This is a genomic window from Streptomyces sp. NPDC058637, assembly GCF_042717325.1.
Taxonomy (GTDB): Bacteria; Actinomycetota; Actinomycetes; order Streptomycetales; family Streptomycetaceae; genus Streptomyces.
Genome location: NZ_JBHXRD010000014.1, coordinates 1 through 13837 on the forward strand (window position 1 = coordinate 1; position 13837 = coordinate 13837).

General features: G+C 69.2%; 11 protein-coding genes and 1 tRNA gene. 7 read left to right on the top strand and 5 right to left on the bottom strand.

Features of this window, described 5'->3' with window-relative positions:
- Positions 1–162 precede the first annotated feature (162 nt).
- The 5 genes from ACFWVP_RS16250 to ACFWVP_RS16270 are packed head-to-tail and all read right to left on the bottom strand — an operon-like array spanning position 163 to position 7041.
- Positions 163–618, bottom strand: a complete 456-nt coding sequence (locus ACFWVP_RS16250) for a nuclear transport factor 2 family protein (RefSeq protein WP_384497156.1) — start codon at positions 616–618, stop codon at positions 163–165.
- Between the two features lie 40 nt (positions 619–658).
- Positions 659–1435, bottom strand: a complete 777-nt coding sequence (locus tag ACFWVP_RS16255; protein WP_384497157.1) for a thioesterase II family protein — start codon at positions 1433–1435, stop codon at positions 659–661.
- Positions 1432–3003 (bottom strand): long-chain-fatty-acid--CoA ligase, encoded by a 1572-nt coding sequence (locus ACFWVP_RS16260; RefSeq protein WP_384497159.1) that lies wholly within the window; start codon positions 3001–3003, stop codon positions 1432–1434. The genes ACFWVP_RS16255 and ACFWVP_RS16260 overlap by 4 nt, the downstream gene beginning before the upstream one ends.
- On the bottom strand, positions 3000–6833 hold the full coding sequence (locus tag ACFWVP_RS16265; protein ID WP_384497161.1) for a type I polyketide synthase: 3834 nt from the start codon (positions 6831–6833) through the stop codon (positions 3000–3002). The genes ACFWVP_RS16260 and ACFWVP_RS16265 overlap by 4 nt, the downstream gene beginning before the upstream one ends.
- Positions 6820–7041, bottom strand: a complete 222-nt coding sequence (locus ACFWVP_RS16270) for an acyl carrier protein (RefSeq protein WP_361884866.1) — start codon at positions 7039–7041, stop codon at positions 6820–6822. The genes ACFWVP_RS16265 and ACFWVP_RS16270 overlap by 14 nt, the downstream gene beginning before the upstream one ends.
- Positions 7042–7365: 324 nt before the next feature.
- Here ACFWVP_RS16270 and ACFWVP_RS16275 point away from each other — a divergent pair.
- From ACFWVP_RS16275 to ACFWVP_RS16305, 7 genes are all read left to right on the top strand, one after another.
- Positions 7366–7450 (top strand) — tRNA-Glu (locus ACFWVP_RS16275).
- Between the two features lie 74 nt (positions 7451–7524).
- A complete protein-coding gene (locus ACFWVP_RS16280) occupies positions 7525–7905 on the top strand; it encodes a hypothetical protein (protein ID WP_384497162.1) in 381 nt (126 codons plus the stop codon).
- 43 nt (positions 7906–7948) lie between these two features.
- Complete coding sequence (locus ACFWVP_RS16285) at positions 7949–9208, top strand: LLM class flavin-dependent oxidoreductase (protein WP_384497163.1); 1260 nt, start codon at positions 7949–7951, stop codon at positions 9206–9208.
- Positions 9205–10020 carry an alpha/beta fold hydrolase gene (locus ACFWVP_RS16290; protein WP_384497165.1) on the top strand — a complete coding sequence of 272 codons (816 nt, stop codon included), beginning with the start codon at positions 9205–9207 and terminating at the stop codon, positions 10018–10020. The genes ACFWVP_RS16285 and ACFWVP_RS16290 overlap by 4 nt, the downstream gene beginning before the upstream one ends.
- On the top strand, positions 10017–10862 hold the full coding sequence (locus ACFWVP_RS16295) for an SDR family NAD(P)-dependent oxidoreductase (RefSeq protein WP_384497166.1): 846 nt from the start codon (positions 10017–10019) through the stop codon (positions 10860–10862). Before ACFWVP_RS16290 ends, ACFWVP_RS16295 begins: the two co-directional genes overlap by 4 nt.
- A 278-nt stretch (positions 10863–11140) precedes the next feature.
- A complete protein-coding gene (locus ACFWVP_RS16300) occupies positions 11141–11782 on the top strand; it encodes a ScbR family autoregulator-binding transcription factor (RefSeq protein WP_384497397.1) in 642 nt (213 codons plus the stop codon).
- Between the two features lie 1083 nt (positions 11783–12865).
- Positions 12866–13606 (top strand): BTAD domain-containing putative transcriptional regulator, encoded by a 741-nt coding sequence (locus tag ACFWVP_RS16305; protein WP_384497399.1) that lies wholly within the window; start codon positions 12866–12868, stop codon positions 13604–13606.
- Positions 13607–13837 lie beyond the last annotated feature (231 nt).

Below are 13837 nucleotides of genomic sequence, written 5' to 3' on the forward strand. Positions count from 1 at the left end.
GGCCCCACCCACCCCCTCTTCCTGCGCCCCGCGCAGCCCGCCAGGGCGGCCTCACCCGCCCCCAAAAGCAGCGGCAGCCCGTTCACGATCGTCTCCGGGCGCCGACTGCTGTCTGGGGGTCCCGGGGGCCGGGCCGGGATACTCCCGGCCCCCGGGACCTGCTCAGTTACCGACCAGGGTGGGCTTCGCGGGACGCGTCACCCGGCCCGTCTCGTCGAAGCCGTCGTTGTAGACGAAGGCCGTGGGGATCTTCTCGTGGAACTGGTAGTCGGCCTGGATCAGGCCGTCCTCGGTGAGCACGACGGTGTTCTGGCCCGCCATCTGTATCTCCTTGGTCTCGTTGGAGACCATGACCCAGTTGAACCGCACGAGGTTGTGGTGACCCACGGCGTTGTACGACGACTTGAAGTGGTAACCGAGGGGGAAGTAGATCCCCTGGGTGTAGATGATCTGCTCGGTGATCACGTCCGCGCCCTCGAACGGGTCGCGGCGGTACATGATGTAGGTGGCGTCAGGGGCGTACAGCTTCTCGACGCCTTCCCGCCGCCGGTCCGTGTCGGTCTCGTTCCACAGCGCGATGTACTGCTCGGCGAGCTGGTTGGGGGTGCGCTCGGACATCGTTTCCTCCTGGTGGTTACTACCGGAACGGTCGGGTCGGTCAGCTCGCACGGAGCCGGAGCAGTGTCTGCGCCAGATCGGTGGCGATGCCGGGACCCTGGTCATGGATGAAGAAGTGGCCGCCGGGAAACTCCCGGATTCCGAGGAAGTCGGCGCTGCGCGCACGCCAGGACTGCATCGCGCCGGGCGCCAGATACGGGTCCTCGCGCCCGGTGTAGGCGACCAGCGGGCAGTCGACGGACGCCCCGTCGTCCCGGAAGTCCGCGCACACGGCGAGATCGGCCCGCATCGGGGCGAGCATCAGCGGGGAGAGCCGGTCCCCTTCGAACGCCTCGGCCGGTACGGAGCCGAGCTCACGCAGCAGCTGGACGACCGCCTCGTCCGTCTCGTGGGCGGCCTTCGCGCTGATCGTCCGGAAACCCTGCGGCGCCCACCCCGAGACCCCGAGCAGCGCCGGGCGTTCGTCCCCCCGCCGGGCCATCGCGACGGCCACCCGGTAGGCGAGCATGGCCCCCATCGAGTGCCCGAACAGGGCGTACGGCCGGCCGTCCTGCTCCTTGGCCAGCACCTCGCACAACGCCTCGACGAGCGGGGCGAGCTCGGTGAACGGCGGTTCGGACACCCGGTCCTGACGGCCCGGCAGCTGCACGCGCCGGCAGTCCACGCTCGGCGGCAGCAGGGCCGGCCACCGGCTGTACATCGAGACGCCGCCCCCGCTGTAGTGGAAGAGGAAGACGGTCGCCTCGGTGTCGGGCGACGGCTCCGCCGGACGGAGCCAGCCCGCCGGTGCCGACGGAGCCGGGGTGCGCGCGGTCACCGCGGCGCGGCCGACGGGGCGTACCGCTCCTTGAGTACCCTGCGCAGCACCTTGCCCGTGGGGTTGCGCGGCAGGGTGTCCAGGAACACATAGCCGTTCGGGATCTTGTAGTCGGCGATCCTGCCGCGCAGGAACACCATCAACTCCCGCTCGGTGGGCGTCTCCTGGTCCGGTCGGCGCACCACGGCGGCGCGCACGGCCTCGCCCCAGCGCGGGTCGGACACCCCGAAGACGGCGACGTCCATGACGTCGGGGTGCTCCCGGATCGCGTTCTCGATCTCCACGGGGTAGATGTTCTGACCGGCGACGATGATCGTGTCGTTGATCCGGTCGCGCAGATACAGATAGCCGTTGTCGTCGAGATAGCCCGCGTCGCCCATGTGCAGCCACTCGCCGACCATCATCTTCTCGGTGGCGTCCGGCTGCTGCCAGTAGCCGGCGAACCGGGCGGGGCTGCGCAGGCAGATCCGGCCGGTCGCGCCGGCCGGCAGCGTGTTGCCCTCGTCGTCGATGATCTTCACCTCGTTGCCGGGACAGACCCGGCCCGCGGAGGTGAGCACCGGGTTGCCGGGGATGTGCTCGGCCGCCGTCAGACAGGTCACGAAGCTGCCGGTCTCGGCCGCCGCGTACGCCTGCGCCAGCTCGCACCCGCCGAACTCCTTGATGCAGCGCACCAGGAGCTCGTAGTCGATGGGCGAACCGCCGTAGACGATCTTGCGGAGGGATTCGAAGGCCTCGGGGCTCGCCGCGGGCTCGTCCAGGATCATCCGCAGCATCGCCGGCGCCGCCCAGACGGTCGTCACCTTCTGCTCACGGATCAGCCGCACCGCGTCCTCGGCGACGAACATCCGCATGACGACACTGGTCGCCCCGACGTTGAAGCAGTGCAGGAACCACGCGAAACCGCCCGCGTGCAGCCCGGGGAAACAGGTGAGACTGCGGTCCTCGGGCAGCCAGTCGATCCAGTCCGCCCCGTGCTTCTGCATGTTCTCGATGAAGGTGAAGAACGACCGGTGCGGCAGGACCACCCCCTTGGGCAGGCCGGTGGTCCCACTCGTGTACATCTGGGCGATCGGTTCCTCGGAGTCCGTCGGCAGGCCCGGGTCGGTCTCCGGCATCCCCGCCTTCCAGGCGAGGAATCCGGCGGCCCGCCCGTCCGTGGTATCCATCTCGACCACGGTCCGCAGCAGCGGCAGCTGCGGCCGCATCCGCTCCAGGACCTTGAGGAACTCCGCCTCGACGAAGATGATCTCGGCGCGCGAATCCCGCAGGATGTGGTCCACCTCGGCCTTGATCAGCCGCCAGTTCACCGGTACGAGCACGGTCTTGCTCTTCGCGCAGGCGATCGCCAGCTCGTAGTAGTGCTCGGACTCCTTGCCGAGGTAGGCCACCCGGGCCCCGGGGGCCAGATCGGCACCCAGCAGGGCGTGCGCGGTGCGGTTGCTCTCCCGGTGCAGCTCGGCGTACGTCACCTCGCGGTCGTCGGCGACCAGGGCCACGACGTCGGGGCGGAGCCGCGCGTGCAGGGCCGACCTCGCGGTGACCGTCTGTTCCATGGGATCGCTCATGTCCCCTCCTTGACCTTTCGCTCTTCCAGAAACTCCACGAGCTGCTCGATGGAGGGATGGTCGAAGACGACCGAGGCGGGCAGCCGCAGCCCCAGACCGGTTTCCAGCACGCTGCGCAGATCGGCCGCCGTCAACGAGTCCATGCCGAGGTCCAGGAAGGCTGTGTCCGGGCCGATGTCCCCCGGGTCCTCCAGCCTCAGCAGCCTGGCGACCTCCGTGCGGACCAGCGCGGCCGTGGTGCCCTGTCCGGCCGCAGCCTGCCCGGCACCGTTCGGGCGCCCGGCCGCGGGCCGTTCCCCACCCCGGTCCGCCGGGACGGGAGCCAGCCGGCGGAAGGCCATGCCCGTGATCGTCAGCACCGGCTCCCCGCCCTCCAGCAGCAGGGCGTCGACCAGGAACGCCGTACCGGCGTCATCTCCCGGACGCCGCCGCAGGACAGCCCGCAGCAGCGCCGCGCGGGGCTTCTTGAACACCCGTACGCGACCCATGCCGACGGCCATGTACGCCGAGCCGTCGTCCGCCAGGGCCGCCAGACCCTGGGTCGCCGCGTCCAGCAGCGGTGGCGGCAGGTGCTCGGCCGCCGGGACGTCCCGCCCGTCCACCTCGCTGATCGCGAGGTCCGCGCCGAAGCGCTCGACCCACCGCACGCGGGAGAACTGCGGGCCGTAGTCCAGCCCGGCCGCCGCGTACGCGGCGCGGACCTCGTCGGCCTCCAGACGCCGCACCGGCTCCCCGCCCCGCTCCGCCTCCGCGCCCAGCCGCCGTACGAGGTCGTCGGCCGGCCCGTCCTGGACGGGAGCCCCGATCACGGCGGTGGCGTGCAGCCGCTCCGGGCCGCCGTCGGCCGCCCGGCCGACGATCTCCACCGCACCCTCGGCGGTCAGCCGGGTACGGAGCTCGACCGGCCGGTCCCCGAGGAAGAGCGCCTCGTGGAAGCGCAGATCCGTCACCGGCCGCGCGGTGCTGCCGTGCACCGCGTCCATCAGGGCGAGCACCGTCTCCACATAGGCACCGGCGGCCACGAACGGCCGCCCGCGCGAGGTGTGGTCGGCGAAGTAGGCGGGCGTCCGCGCACCGACCCGGGTGACGAACTCCCGTACACCGTCCTCCCGGGGGACCTCCGCACCCAGCAGCGGATGCGTCGCCGAACCCCCGCCGAGCCCGTGCCGTCCCACCTGGTCGGGCAGCCAGTAGCGGGTGCGCTCGAAGGCGTACGTCGGCAGCGCGACCCGCCGGCCCGCCCCGGAGGCGTGCACGGCGGCCCAGTCGACGGTCAGCCCCGCGCTGTACGCGTCGGCCAGCGCCTGGTGGATCGTGGCACCCTCGTCGTCCGACGGGCGCAGGCTGGTCAGCCAGCGGTGCCGGTCCGGCGGCACGCACCGCCGGCCCAGCGGTCCGAGCGCCGCCGAAGGGCCGATCTCCAGGAACACATGGCGTCCCCTGCCCGCCAGCGTGCCCATGGCACCGGCGAAGTCGACCGTCTCGCGGACATGACGCACCCAGTACTCCGGGTCCGACAGCTCCCCGCGGGTCGCGACCGCGCCCGTCAGGCACGAGACCAGCGGCAGGGACGGCTCGCGGAACTCCACCCCGGCCAGCACCTCGCGCAGCGGACCGAGGATCTCGTCCATCAGCGGCGAGTGGAAGGCGGAGGACACCCGCAGCGGCGTCACCCGCACCCCCCGCGCCCGCAGGGTCTCACTCACCTCGGCCAGCGACCGCGCGCCACCCGAGATGACGCACTGCTGCGGCGAGTTGACCGCGCAGACACTCATATCGGGCACCTGGGCCAGCACGGGCAGGACCTCGTCCACGGGGGCGGCCACGGCCGCCATGCCACCCGGCGCCGAGACCGACTGGATCAGCCGTGCCCGGGCCACCAGGAACGCCACCCCGTCGGCCGGGGTGAACAGACCCGCGACCGTCGCGGCGACGACCTCGCCGACACTGTGGCCCGCGACCACGTGCGGCCGGACGCCCCAGGACCGCCACAGCCCGGCCAGCGCGTACTCCAGCAGGAACAGCGAGGCGTGGACGTAGACCGTCTCGGTGAGCCGCTCCTCGGCGTCCGGAGCGGTGCCCAGCATCACGTCCCGCACCGACCGGCCCAGCTGCCGGACGAAGAGCTCGTCACAGGCGTCGACCCGCTCACGGAACTCCGGGAACCGCCGGTAGAGCGGCGCGCCCATGCCGACGTACTGCGAGCCGGACCCGGTGAACAGGAACGCCGCCTTGCGCAGATCACTCGCCGGGTGCGCGTCCTCGGCCAGCTTGCGCGCCGCCCGCTCCAGCAGCGCCCCGGCCTCCCCGCTGTCGCGCACCACACCGGCGACGCGGTGCGGGAAGTGGGCGCGGCCCGTGTTGCGCGTACGGCACAGGTCGGCCGCCGGCAGTCCGGGGTGCCCGGCCAGGAAGTCCCGCAGCCGCTCGACCTGGCGGGCCAGCGCCGGGCGGCTCTTCGCCGACAGCGTCAGCACCTGGGGCCCCGCGGCGGCCGGGTCCGTGGCGGAGGGCGTACCGGCGTGCGCCGGGGCCTCCTCCAGGACGGCCACACCGATGGCGCCCGCCACCCCGAAGCTGTTGACCACCGCTCGACGGACCGGTGCCTTCCACTCCACGCACTCCGTCGGCACGACCACCGGATAGGTGTCCCACGGGATCCGCCCGGACGGTGTCGTGTACAGATGCGGATAGATCACGCCCGCGCGCATCTGGAGGATCACCTTGATGATCCCGCCGAGACCGGCGACCGGCTCCATGTGCCCGAGGTTCGACTTCACCGAGCCGACGGTCAGCGGCTCGCCGTCCCGGTGGGCGGCGCCGAACACCCCGTTGATCGACCCCATCTCGATCGGGTCGCCCAGCGGGGTACCGGTGCCGTGCGCCTCGACGTACTGGATGTCGCCCGGCTCCAGCCCGGCCGCCGCCAGCGCCCGGCGCATCACGACTTCCTGGGACTTCCCGTTGGGGGCGGTCAGCCCGGCGCTCTCGCCGTTGTGGCCGATCGCGGTGGAGCGCACCAGCGCCAGCACCCGGTCGCCGTCCCGCCTGGCGTCCGACAGCCGCTTCAGGACGATCACTCCGCAGCCCTCGGCGCGCGCGTAGCCGTCGGCGGTCTCGTCGAAGGTCTTGCAGTGCCCGTCGGCGGCCAGCATCTGCCCCTGCGAGAGGATCGCGAAGATCTTCGGGTGGTGCAGCGCGTTGACCCCGCCGCACAGGGCAACCGAGCACTCGCCGCCGCGCAGCCCGGCGATCGCCATGTGCAGGGCCGTCAGCGTGGACGCGCACGCGGTGTCCGTGGTGAGGCTCGGCCCGTGCCAGCGCAGGAAGTACGACAGCCGGCCGGACATGGGATAGGCGCCCATCCCGGTGGCCAGTGTCCCGTCCAGCTTGTCGTACGGCACCGAGTCCAGCTCCAGTGCCTGGTCGAAGGGGGTGGCCCCGACGTAGACGCCGCCGTCGGACACCAGGGTCGGGTCGATGCCCGCGTTCTCCAGCGCCTCCCACGCGGTCTGCAGGAGCAGCCGCTGCTGCGGGTCGATGTACGGCGCCTGCTTGGGCGCGATGTTGAAGAACTGCGGGTCGAACTCGTCGATCCGGTCGAGGAATCCACCCCCCGCCGTACGGATCGCCCCCCGCGCCTGTGGATCGTCGGAGGTGAACGCGTCCACGTCCCACCGGTCGCGCGGCAGCGGCGATATCCCGCTGGACCCGGCGCGCAGGAAGGCGTCGAACCCGTCGGGCGTGTCATTGCCCCCGGGAAAGCGCAGGCCCATACCGACGACGGCGATCGCGTCGCCGTCCGTACCCGGCGAATCAGGCACCCGCATCGGAACTCTCCGCGAAGAGATCGGCGAGCAGATCACTCATCAGGTACTCCACGAGCTGCTCGGCCGTCGGGTTGTTGAACAGCACCGTCGAACTGATCGAGCACCCCAGGCGCTGCTCCAGGCGTTCCTTGGCCTCGGTTACCCGCAGCGAGGTGAAGCCCATGTCGAAGAAGCTCTCGGACATGGGGAACTCTTCGTCGGCGGTCATGAGAAGCGTGTCCTTGAACTCCTGGACGACGATTTCCTCAAGGGCCTCGGGCCGCTCGGATCTAGGTAGCTCTCGAATATTCGGCGGAGCCGAGAAAGAATCTGTCATCAGCCTCTACCCATTTCTGATACGGGTCGCTGGCGAGAGGTGCCGGTACGGATTCAGATTGAAGCAGAGCACGGTGACATACGGCTGATAAGGCACTGACGAAAGAGCCGCCGGCTCCCGGGAGTCGGCATCAGAAGCGCATCAGTGCGGCGTCAGTGGTGCGTGCCATAGTTTTCCCAGCACCAACGGAACACGGCAGCAGGCCGGTTCCGTACGGGAGAGGTAGCCGTAGCGGCCTAACGGATCTGCTTCTCGAAGTGGAAGGGCTCTGCCCTCGCAGGTTCGAATCCTGCCCTCTCCGCAACGCTGGTGGGCCGAATTCTCGGCCCACCAGCGCATTGTGGTGTCAATGGTGGCTCTCAGAAGGAGAAACAGATGTCGGCCGAGGCGACCCGCACGATCGTTGTCACGCGGATGTTCACGGACGAGGCGGGGGAGACCCACTTCGGCGAGGAGAAGGTCGAGGTGACGGAGAAGAACTTCGCGCCGCCGGCCCCCGCGATGTTCATGTCCAACCCGGCGGAGGCCAAGGCGAGCGTCTACCTGCTGCTGCCCGACGGCTACTTCGGTGACCTCCACCCCGCCCCCCGGCGCCAGATCATGACGCTCCTCCAGGGCGAGCTGGAGGTCGGAGTCAGCGACGGCGAGAAGCGGCAGTTCCTCCCCGGCGGCAGCGTCCTGGTCGAGGACACCACGGGCAAGGGGCACTCCACGCGGAGCGTCGGCGAATCGATCGTCCTCGTCGCCCAGCTGTGAGGTCCGGCCCGTCGTGCACGTGTGTGAAGTCGTTGGAGGGTAGATGAAGGTCACCATGTTCGAGCAGGCGCCGTACAGGTTCCTGTCACCGGACTTCGAGCAGCATCACGATTCGGTGTGTTCGACGCCGTACGGGCTGACGACCCCGGAGGGCGTCTACACGTCGATGCGGGACCACATCGACGAGCTCATGATCGGCGCACGGGCCGGACTCGACGGCGTCGCCCTGACCGAGCACGGCCAGAGCTCGTACGACCTCATGCCGAACCCGGACCTCGTGGCCGCCGCCCTCGCCTACGCCACCGAGGCCGAAGGGCTCGACGTGGCGATCTTCCCGATGGGGCGTTCGCTGGGGAAGTCGCGGGAGCCGGTACGGGTGGCCGAGGAACAGGCCATGCTCGACGTCATCAGCGGCGGCCGGCTCATCTCGGGCTTCCCGGTCGGCCTGAGCTACGACGCCAGCATCAACAACGGGGTGCCTCCGGTGGAGGTCAGGGGCCGGTTCGAGGAGAACCTCGAACTGGTCCTGCGCGCGTGGAGCGACCGCGAGCCGTTCGCCTGGAACGGGCGCTACCACCAGTACCCCCAGGTCAACATATGGCCACGGCCCCTCCAGGACCGCCCGCCGGTCTGGGTCACCGGCATCGGCAACCCGCGCACGATGCGGCTCACCCTGGAACGTGACTTCGGCTTCAACTACTTCGGTTTCGCCGGGGCGAAGCTCACCGGGAAGCGCATTTTCGACCGCTTCTGGGAAATCGCGGACGAGCTGGGTCTGGAACGCAACCCGTATCGTGTGGGATTCCTCCAGACGATCGCGGTGAGCGAGACGGACGCGCAGGCCGAGAAGGACTACGGAAAGCACGTCGAATATACGTACCGTAAGGGCCTGGGCGCCATTCCGATGGAAAAGCTGAGTCTGCCCGGCGGAATCAACATCCACGGTGTGAAGGCCCTTATCAAGGACCCCGCCGACTTCGGTATGTACAGCAAGATGCGTACGTCGAGCTATGCGGAACTCGCCGAGGCGGGAACGGTCATCGCCGGCAGCCCGGAAACCGTACGCGACCAGCTCGTCGAATACTGCAAGACCTACGGCATCGGAAACCTCCACGCGATGCTCGGATTCGGCTCGATGCCGAAGGAGCTGGTGGAGAAGAACGTGACCCTGTTCGCCACCGAGGTGCTGCCCCACCTGCGCAAGATCTGGCAGGAAGACGGATTCACCCACCACTGGTGGCCCAAGCGGCTGGGCGGCTCGCCCCGAGCCACGACGCAGAAGGTCGAGGTGCAGGCATCGTGACGACGGAAACCGCGCAGTTGCCCTTCCGCGAGGAGACGGCCGAGGTCTGGGGCGGGAAGCTCACCCTTCGGGTCAAGGTCGCGGGCAAGGGTCCCGCACTCCTGTACCTGCACGGGTCGATGGGCCTGGTCTGGGACCCGTTCCTGTCCCGCCTCGCCGAGAACCACACCGTGTACGCCCCGGAGTTCCCCGGCACCAGCCCGGCGGACGTCGACGCCGTGCACACCATCGACCAGCTCTCCGACATCGTCCTCGCCCATGAGGAGCTGGTGCGGACGCTGATCGCCGACGGTCCGCTCGTCGTCGTCGGACACGACTTCGGTGGCATGATCGCCGCCGAACTCGCCTCCCACTTCCCGCTGTTGGCAGACCGTCTGGTGCTGATCGCGCCGCTCGGCCTGTGGCGGGACGACGCCCCCGTCGCCTCCCTGGCCGCGGCGGCGCAGATGGACGTCCCCGGCCTGCTCTTCCACGACCCGGCCGGCGAGGTCGCCCAGGCGGCCCTGTCCTTCCCGGCCGACCCGGAGGCCGCCGTCGAGGCGGCCGCCGGCATGGTCTGGTCGCTCGGCAGCACCGGCAAGTACCTCTGGCCGATCCCGGACCGGGGCCTCAGGGCGCGGCTGCACCGGGTGGCGGCCCGGACCCTGATCGTCTGGGGCCGGGAGGACCGTCTCGCGGACGTCTCCTACGCGGACGACTTCGCCGGACTGATCAAGACCAGCGAGGTCGCGATCATCGACGGGAGCGGACACCTGCCCCAGGCGGAGGGGTTCAAGGAAACCGTCGCCAGAATCGAGGAGTTCCTGCGATGACGCAGGAGGTCGACCAACTGTTCGGCCTGCATGGCAAGACGGCTCTGGTGACGGGGGCCTCGCGCGGCATCGGCCGCGCGATCGCCCTGGCGTACGCCGACGCCGGGGCCGATGTCGCCCTCCTCGCGCGCGGCGTCGACAACCTGGAGGCGGTCGCCGGGGAAGTACGGCAGCGGGGCCGGCGGGCTCTCGTGCTCGCCTGCGACGTCCACGAACCCGACCAGGTCGAGGACGGCGTACGACGGGCGGCCGAGGAGCTCGGTCCGCTGGACATCGTGGTGAACAACGCGGGCGGTATCACCAGCGCCGGCCCCTTCCTGGAATCCTCACAGGAGCAGTGGCAGCGCGAAATGCGGCTCAATTTCGATTCGGTTCTCCAGGTGTGCCGGATCGTGGGCGGCGCGATGACCGGGAGAGGTCGGGGATCCATCATCAACATGTCCTCGATCGCCGGTGAGTCAGGGCTTCCGAATTTCTCCCCCTATGCCGTCGCGAAAGCCGCGGTCACCGCGCTCACCCATTCACTCGCCGCAGAATGGGCGAACTCGGGCGTGCGGGTCAACGCGATAACGGCGGGCTGGCTGCACACGGATCTCACCGATGTGCTCGTCACCGACGAGGAGCTGGCCGGGCGCCTTCTGGACGTGGTGCCCATGGGCCGGTTCGGAACCCCGCAGGACCTGGTCGGCCTGGCCGTCTACCTGGCCAGTGACGCCTCGCGCTTCATGACCGGAACGGCCGTCGTCATCGACGGCGGGGTCTCCTCGTTCTACGGTGGCTCCGCCATGCTGCGGCCCCCGGGGAACGAGCTGGTCTCCGCGGTTTCGAGTGGTGGCCTGTGACCCGTCCCCCGTGTGGAAACCGCCTCTGAGCGGGCAATCCGCGCACGCCTCCCCCTGTCTGGCCCATCACCGGTACGCCGGTGGTGGGCCAGTGGCGTACCCGCCCCCGTGTCACAGGGGCCGGTGCCGGGTGACCGCTATTCGAAAATAGGTACATGAGTTTCGGCCATATATGCACGTACAAGGTCACAGATCGTCCGGTCAGGTTCCTTCGGCCCTGAATTGCCGCTATTTTATGCGAACCAATCCGCCTTTCTCCACCGGAGGATCCGATGGCCATGCAGGAGCGAGCCGTCCGGACGAAACAGTTATTGATCGTCTCGGCCGCGGAAATATTCACCCACGACGGATTCGCCTCTTCCTCGCTCGCAGAAATCAGTTCACGGGCAGGTGTCAGTGGAGGTGCACTGCACTTTCACTTCAGGAACAAGCAAGTATTGGGTGAGGCGGTGGAGTCCGCCGCGCTGCATATGCTGCACGAAATAATGAAGAGCACTTCCGTCGACGGCCCGAGCCCTCTGCAGATCGTCATCGACGCATCGCACCTCCTGGCGGAGCGGGTCGCCGACGACGTGATTCTCCGGGCCGGGATGCGCCTCAGCAGCGACGCAACCTGGAAGGGCCGTGTCGAGCTCTGGCGGGAGTGGCGCTCCTGGGTGCAGACGGTCCTGATCGACGCGGGGGAGCAGGGGAACCTGGCGTCCGACATCGAGCTGAGTGACGCTGTGTGCGCGATCACGGCGACCGTGGCGGGTCTGGAGATGCTGGGCCGGATCGACGGCGACACCGACACGCAGTGGTGCTCGCGGGACACGATCACCCGCTTCTGGTACCTGATCCTCCCGCGCCTGGCCTCGGAGGCCGCCAAGCCCGCGCTCGTCGCCGAGGGCCCCCAGACGGGTGACCGGCTGGCCGTCTGACGGCCGGCCCGGGGCGCGGTCCGGGGGAGCGCCCGCGCCCCGGACCGCGCGCCCATGAGCCCGCGGTGCGCGGCCGGATCACGGCCGGTTCGAGCGCGGACCGTGGTCGGTTCGCACGCGGGTGCCGGAGCGCCGGTGCGCGAGTGACGCGAGTAGCGATGCATCTCGGCCAGCTGCCCGAATCGGTGCGCGGCGCCGACGGAAGCGGAACGGTGACGGGGCGCCCCGTCGGCCGGGGCCCAGGACCGGTCGGTCGCCCCGGGACCGCCCTTCGAAATCTCGAACAGGCTCGGGCCGCGGGCCGTCTGTGCAATCGCTTTCGGTCATTCTTCAGGGCTGATGAACCTTCTCGCCCGGTCAATGGCGGTCGTCGAATGAGTGACTCGCGCCGCCTCGCCGTGACCCCCTGTGCACTGTGTAATAGGCACATGCAACAGCGTGGGTCGAGTATTGCGGGAGTATTGCACGAGGGACGGGAACGAATCTTCGAGGGGTCCTATACAAGAAACCGATTGAATGGTTTCCTTTGAAGTCGGACCGGAGTCGGCCGCGAGGTCGGCCTCTCAGAGCTGATCGTCCTCCGTTCGAAAGGGTGATGGAAGCATGCTCCGAACATCTGCTCCGCTGCCAAGCGGAGTCAGGGAATCCGTCTACCCGCTCGTAAGGGGCCGTTCCGGGCCTTCGTTCGTGCCGATCGACGCTGCCCGGGAGGAGACCGAGGGCGCGGACCGAGGTGCGGGACCGGGGGTGCCCACGACCGACCCGTAGGCGTTCTCGGAGTACCCGGCGTGTGTACGTAGCAACGGGGAGATGAGCAGGTCGCGAAGGGAAACGTGACGTGGGGGAGCGCCGTCCGTGTTGACCGCACGGACGACTGCCGGCGTCACGGTCCGTGTGCCCGGGGAGCCGTGAGCCCCCGTGTGTGCCGTCCCGGCAGGCGCCCTGATCGGGCACGATGGTCATCCACCCTGACGTCTTCTCAAATGACCGAACGTGCCATTTCGCGGAGGGGTTATGCACTTCTTCATTCTCGGGCCCTCGGAAATTAAGTCCGGTGAACATATCGCCCAGCCGAAGGGTGCGATGCAACAATTGTTGTTCGCTTCTTTCATGGCGGTGGCCGGCAGGCTGGTAACGGTGGAATCTCTGGCGGATGAATTATGGGGAACGACACCGCCGAGCAAGATGAACAACGCTTTGCAGGCTCAGATAAGCAGACTCCGGCGTACTTTGGTCCGCGTGGACGGTGGAGCGGCCGACCGAATCATTACGACGGTCTCCGGATATCAATTCAACATCCACCCCGGTGAACTCGACGCCCAGGTGTTCCTGGATTCGGTCGGATCCATCCGTGCGAGTTCCGAAGCGGATCCCTGTCGCAGCGCGGCGGAATTGCGGCGGGCCATCAGGCTCTGGCGCGGACCGGTGTTCGGCGGGGTGGCCGGGGGGCCACTCTGCCGCACCGCGGCCTCCAAGTACGAGGAGGCCAGGCTGTCCGCCCTGGAGCTCCTCTACGAGATCGAACTGAGGTCCGGCGAGTACGCGAGGATCGTGCCGGAGCTCACGGAGACCCTCTCGCAGAACCCGATGCAGGAGCAGTTCTGCGGGCTGCTGATGATCGCCCTGTACCGGTCGGGCCGCCAGATCGACGCCCTCCAGACCTACCGGCAGTTCCGCCACCGGCTCAACGAGGAGCTGGGAGTGGAACCCTCACCGATGCTGCACTCCTACGAGAGCGCCATCCTGGAGCATGACGAGGCACTGCTGGAGCGGTCGGCCTCGCTGCGCTCCCTGAGCCTGCGCTCCCTGAGCCTGCGCACCTGACGGTGAGCGGCCGGTTCGCTCCCGGTTCGCCGGGAGCGGCTGCTGCCGCCCTCCGCCGCCTCAGGGGGCGACGGGGGCCCTCGTACGGGTGATCATGCGGCTCCGAACGGGTGGCGGCGGACACAGGGGTCCGCCGCCGATCCTACGATCGAACGGTCCGGCGCGGGCGTGACGCGCCCTCCGATCGACCACCTGAACCCGGAGTCCCTGTGAGCCCTTTCGTATCCCGCC

What these genes read in the sequence shown, in the direction of transcription:
- ACFWVP_RS16250 (WP_384497156.1), bottom strand. Translation starts at nt 618, where the DNA reads ATGTCCGAGCGCACCCCCAACCAGCTCGCCGAGCAGTACATCGCGCTG.
- ACFWVP_RS16260 (WP_384497159.1), bottom strand. Translation starts at nt 3,003, where the DNA reads ATGAGCGATCCCATGGAACAGACGGTCACCGCGAGGTCGGCCCTGCAC.
- ACFWVP_RS16265 (WP_384497161.1), bottom strand. Translation starts at nt 6,833, where the DNA reads ATGCGGGTGCCTGATTCGCCGGGTACGGACGGCGACGCGATCGCCGTC.
- ACFWVP_RS16270 (WP_361884866.1), bottom strand. Translation starts at nt 7,041, where the DNA reads ATGACCGCCGACGAAGAGTTCCCCATGTCCGAGAGCTTCTTCGACATG.
- ACFWVP_RS16280 (WP_384497162.1), top strand. Translation starts at nt 7,525, where the DNA reads ATGTCGGCCGAGGCGACCCGCACGATCGTTGTCACGCGGATGTTCACG.
- ACFWVP_RS16285 (WP_384497163.1), top strand. Translation starts at nt 7,949, where the DNA reads ATGAAGGTCACCATGTTCGAGCAGGCGCCGTACAGGTTCCTGTCACCG.
- ACFWVP_RS16295 (WP_384497166.1), top strand. Translation starts at nt 10,017, where the DNA reads ATGACGCAGGAGGTCGACCAACTGTTCGGCCTGCATGGCAAGACGGCT.
- ACFWVP_RS16300 (WP_384497397.1), top strand. Translation starts at nt 11,141, where the DNA reads ATGCAGGAGCGAGCCGTCCGGACGAAACAGTTATTGATCGTCTCGGCC.
- ACFWVP_RS16305 (WP_384497399.1), top strand. Translation starts at nt 12,866, where the DNA reads ATGCAACAATTGTTGTTCGCTTCTTTCATGGCGGTGGCCGGCAGGCTG.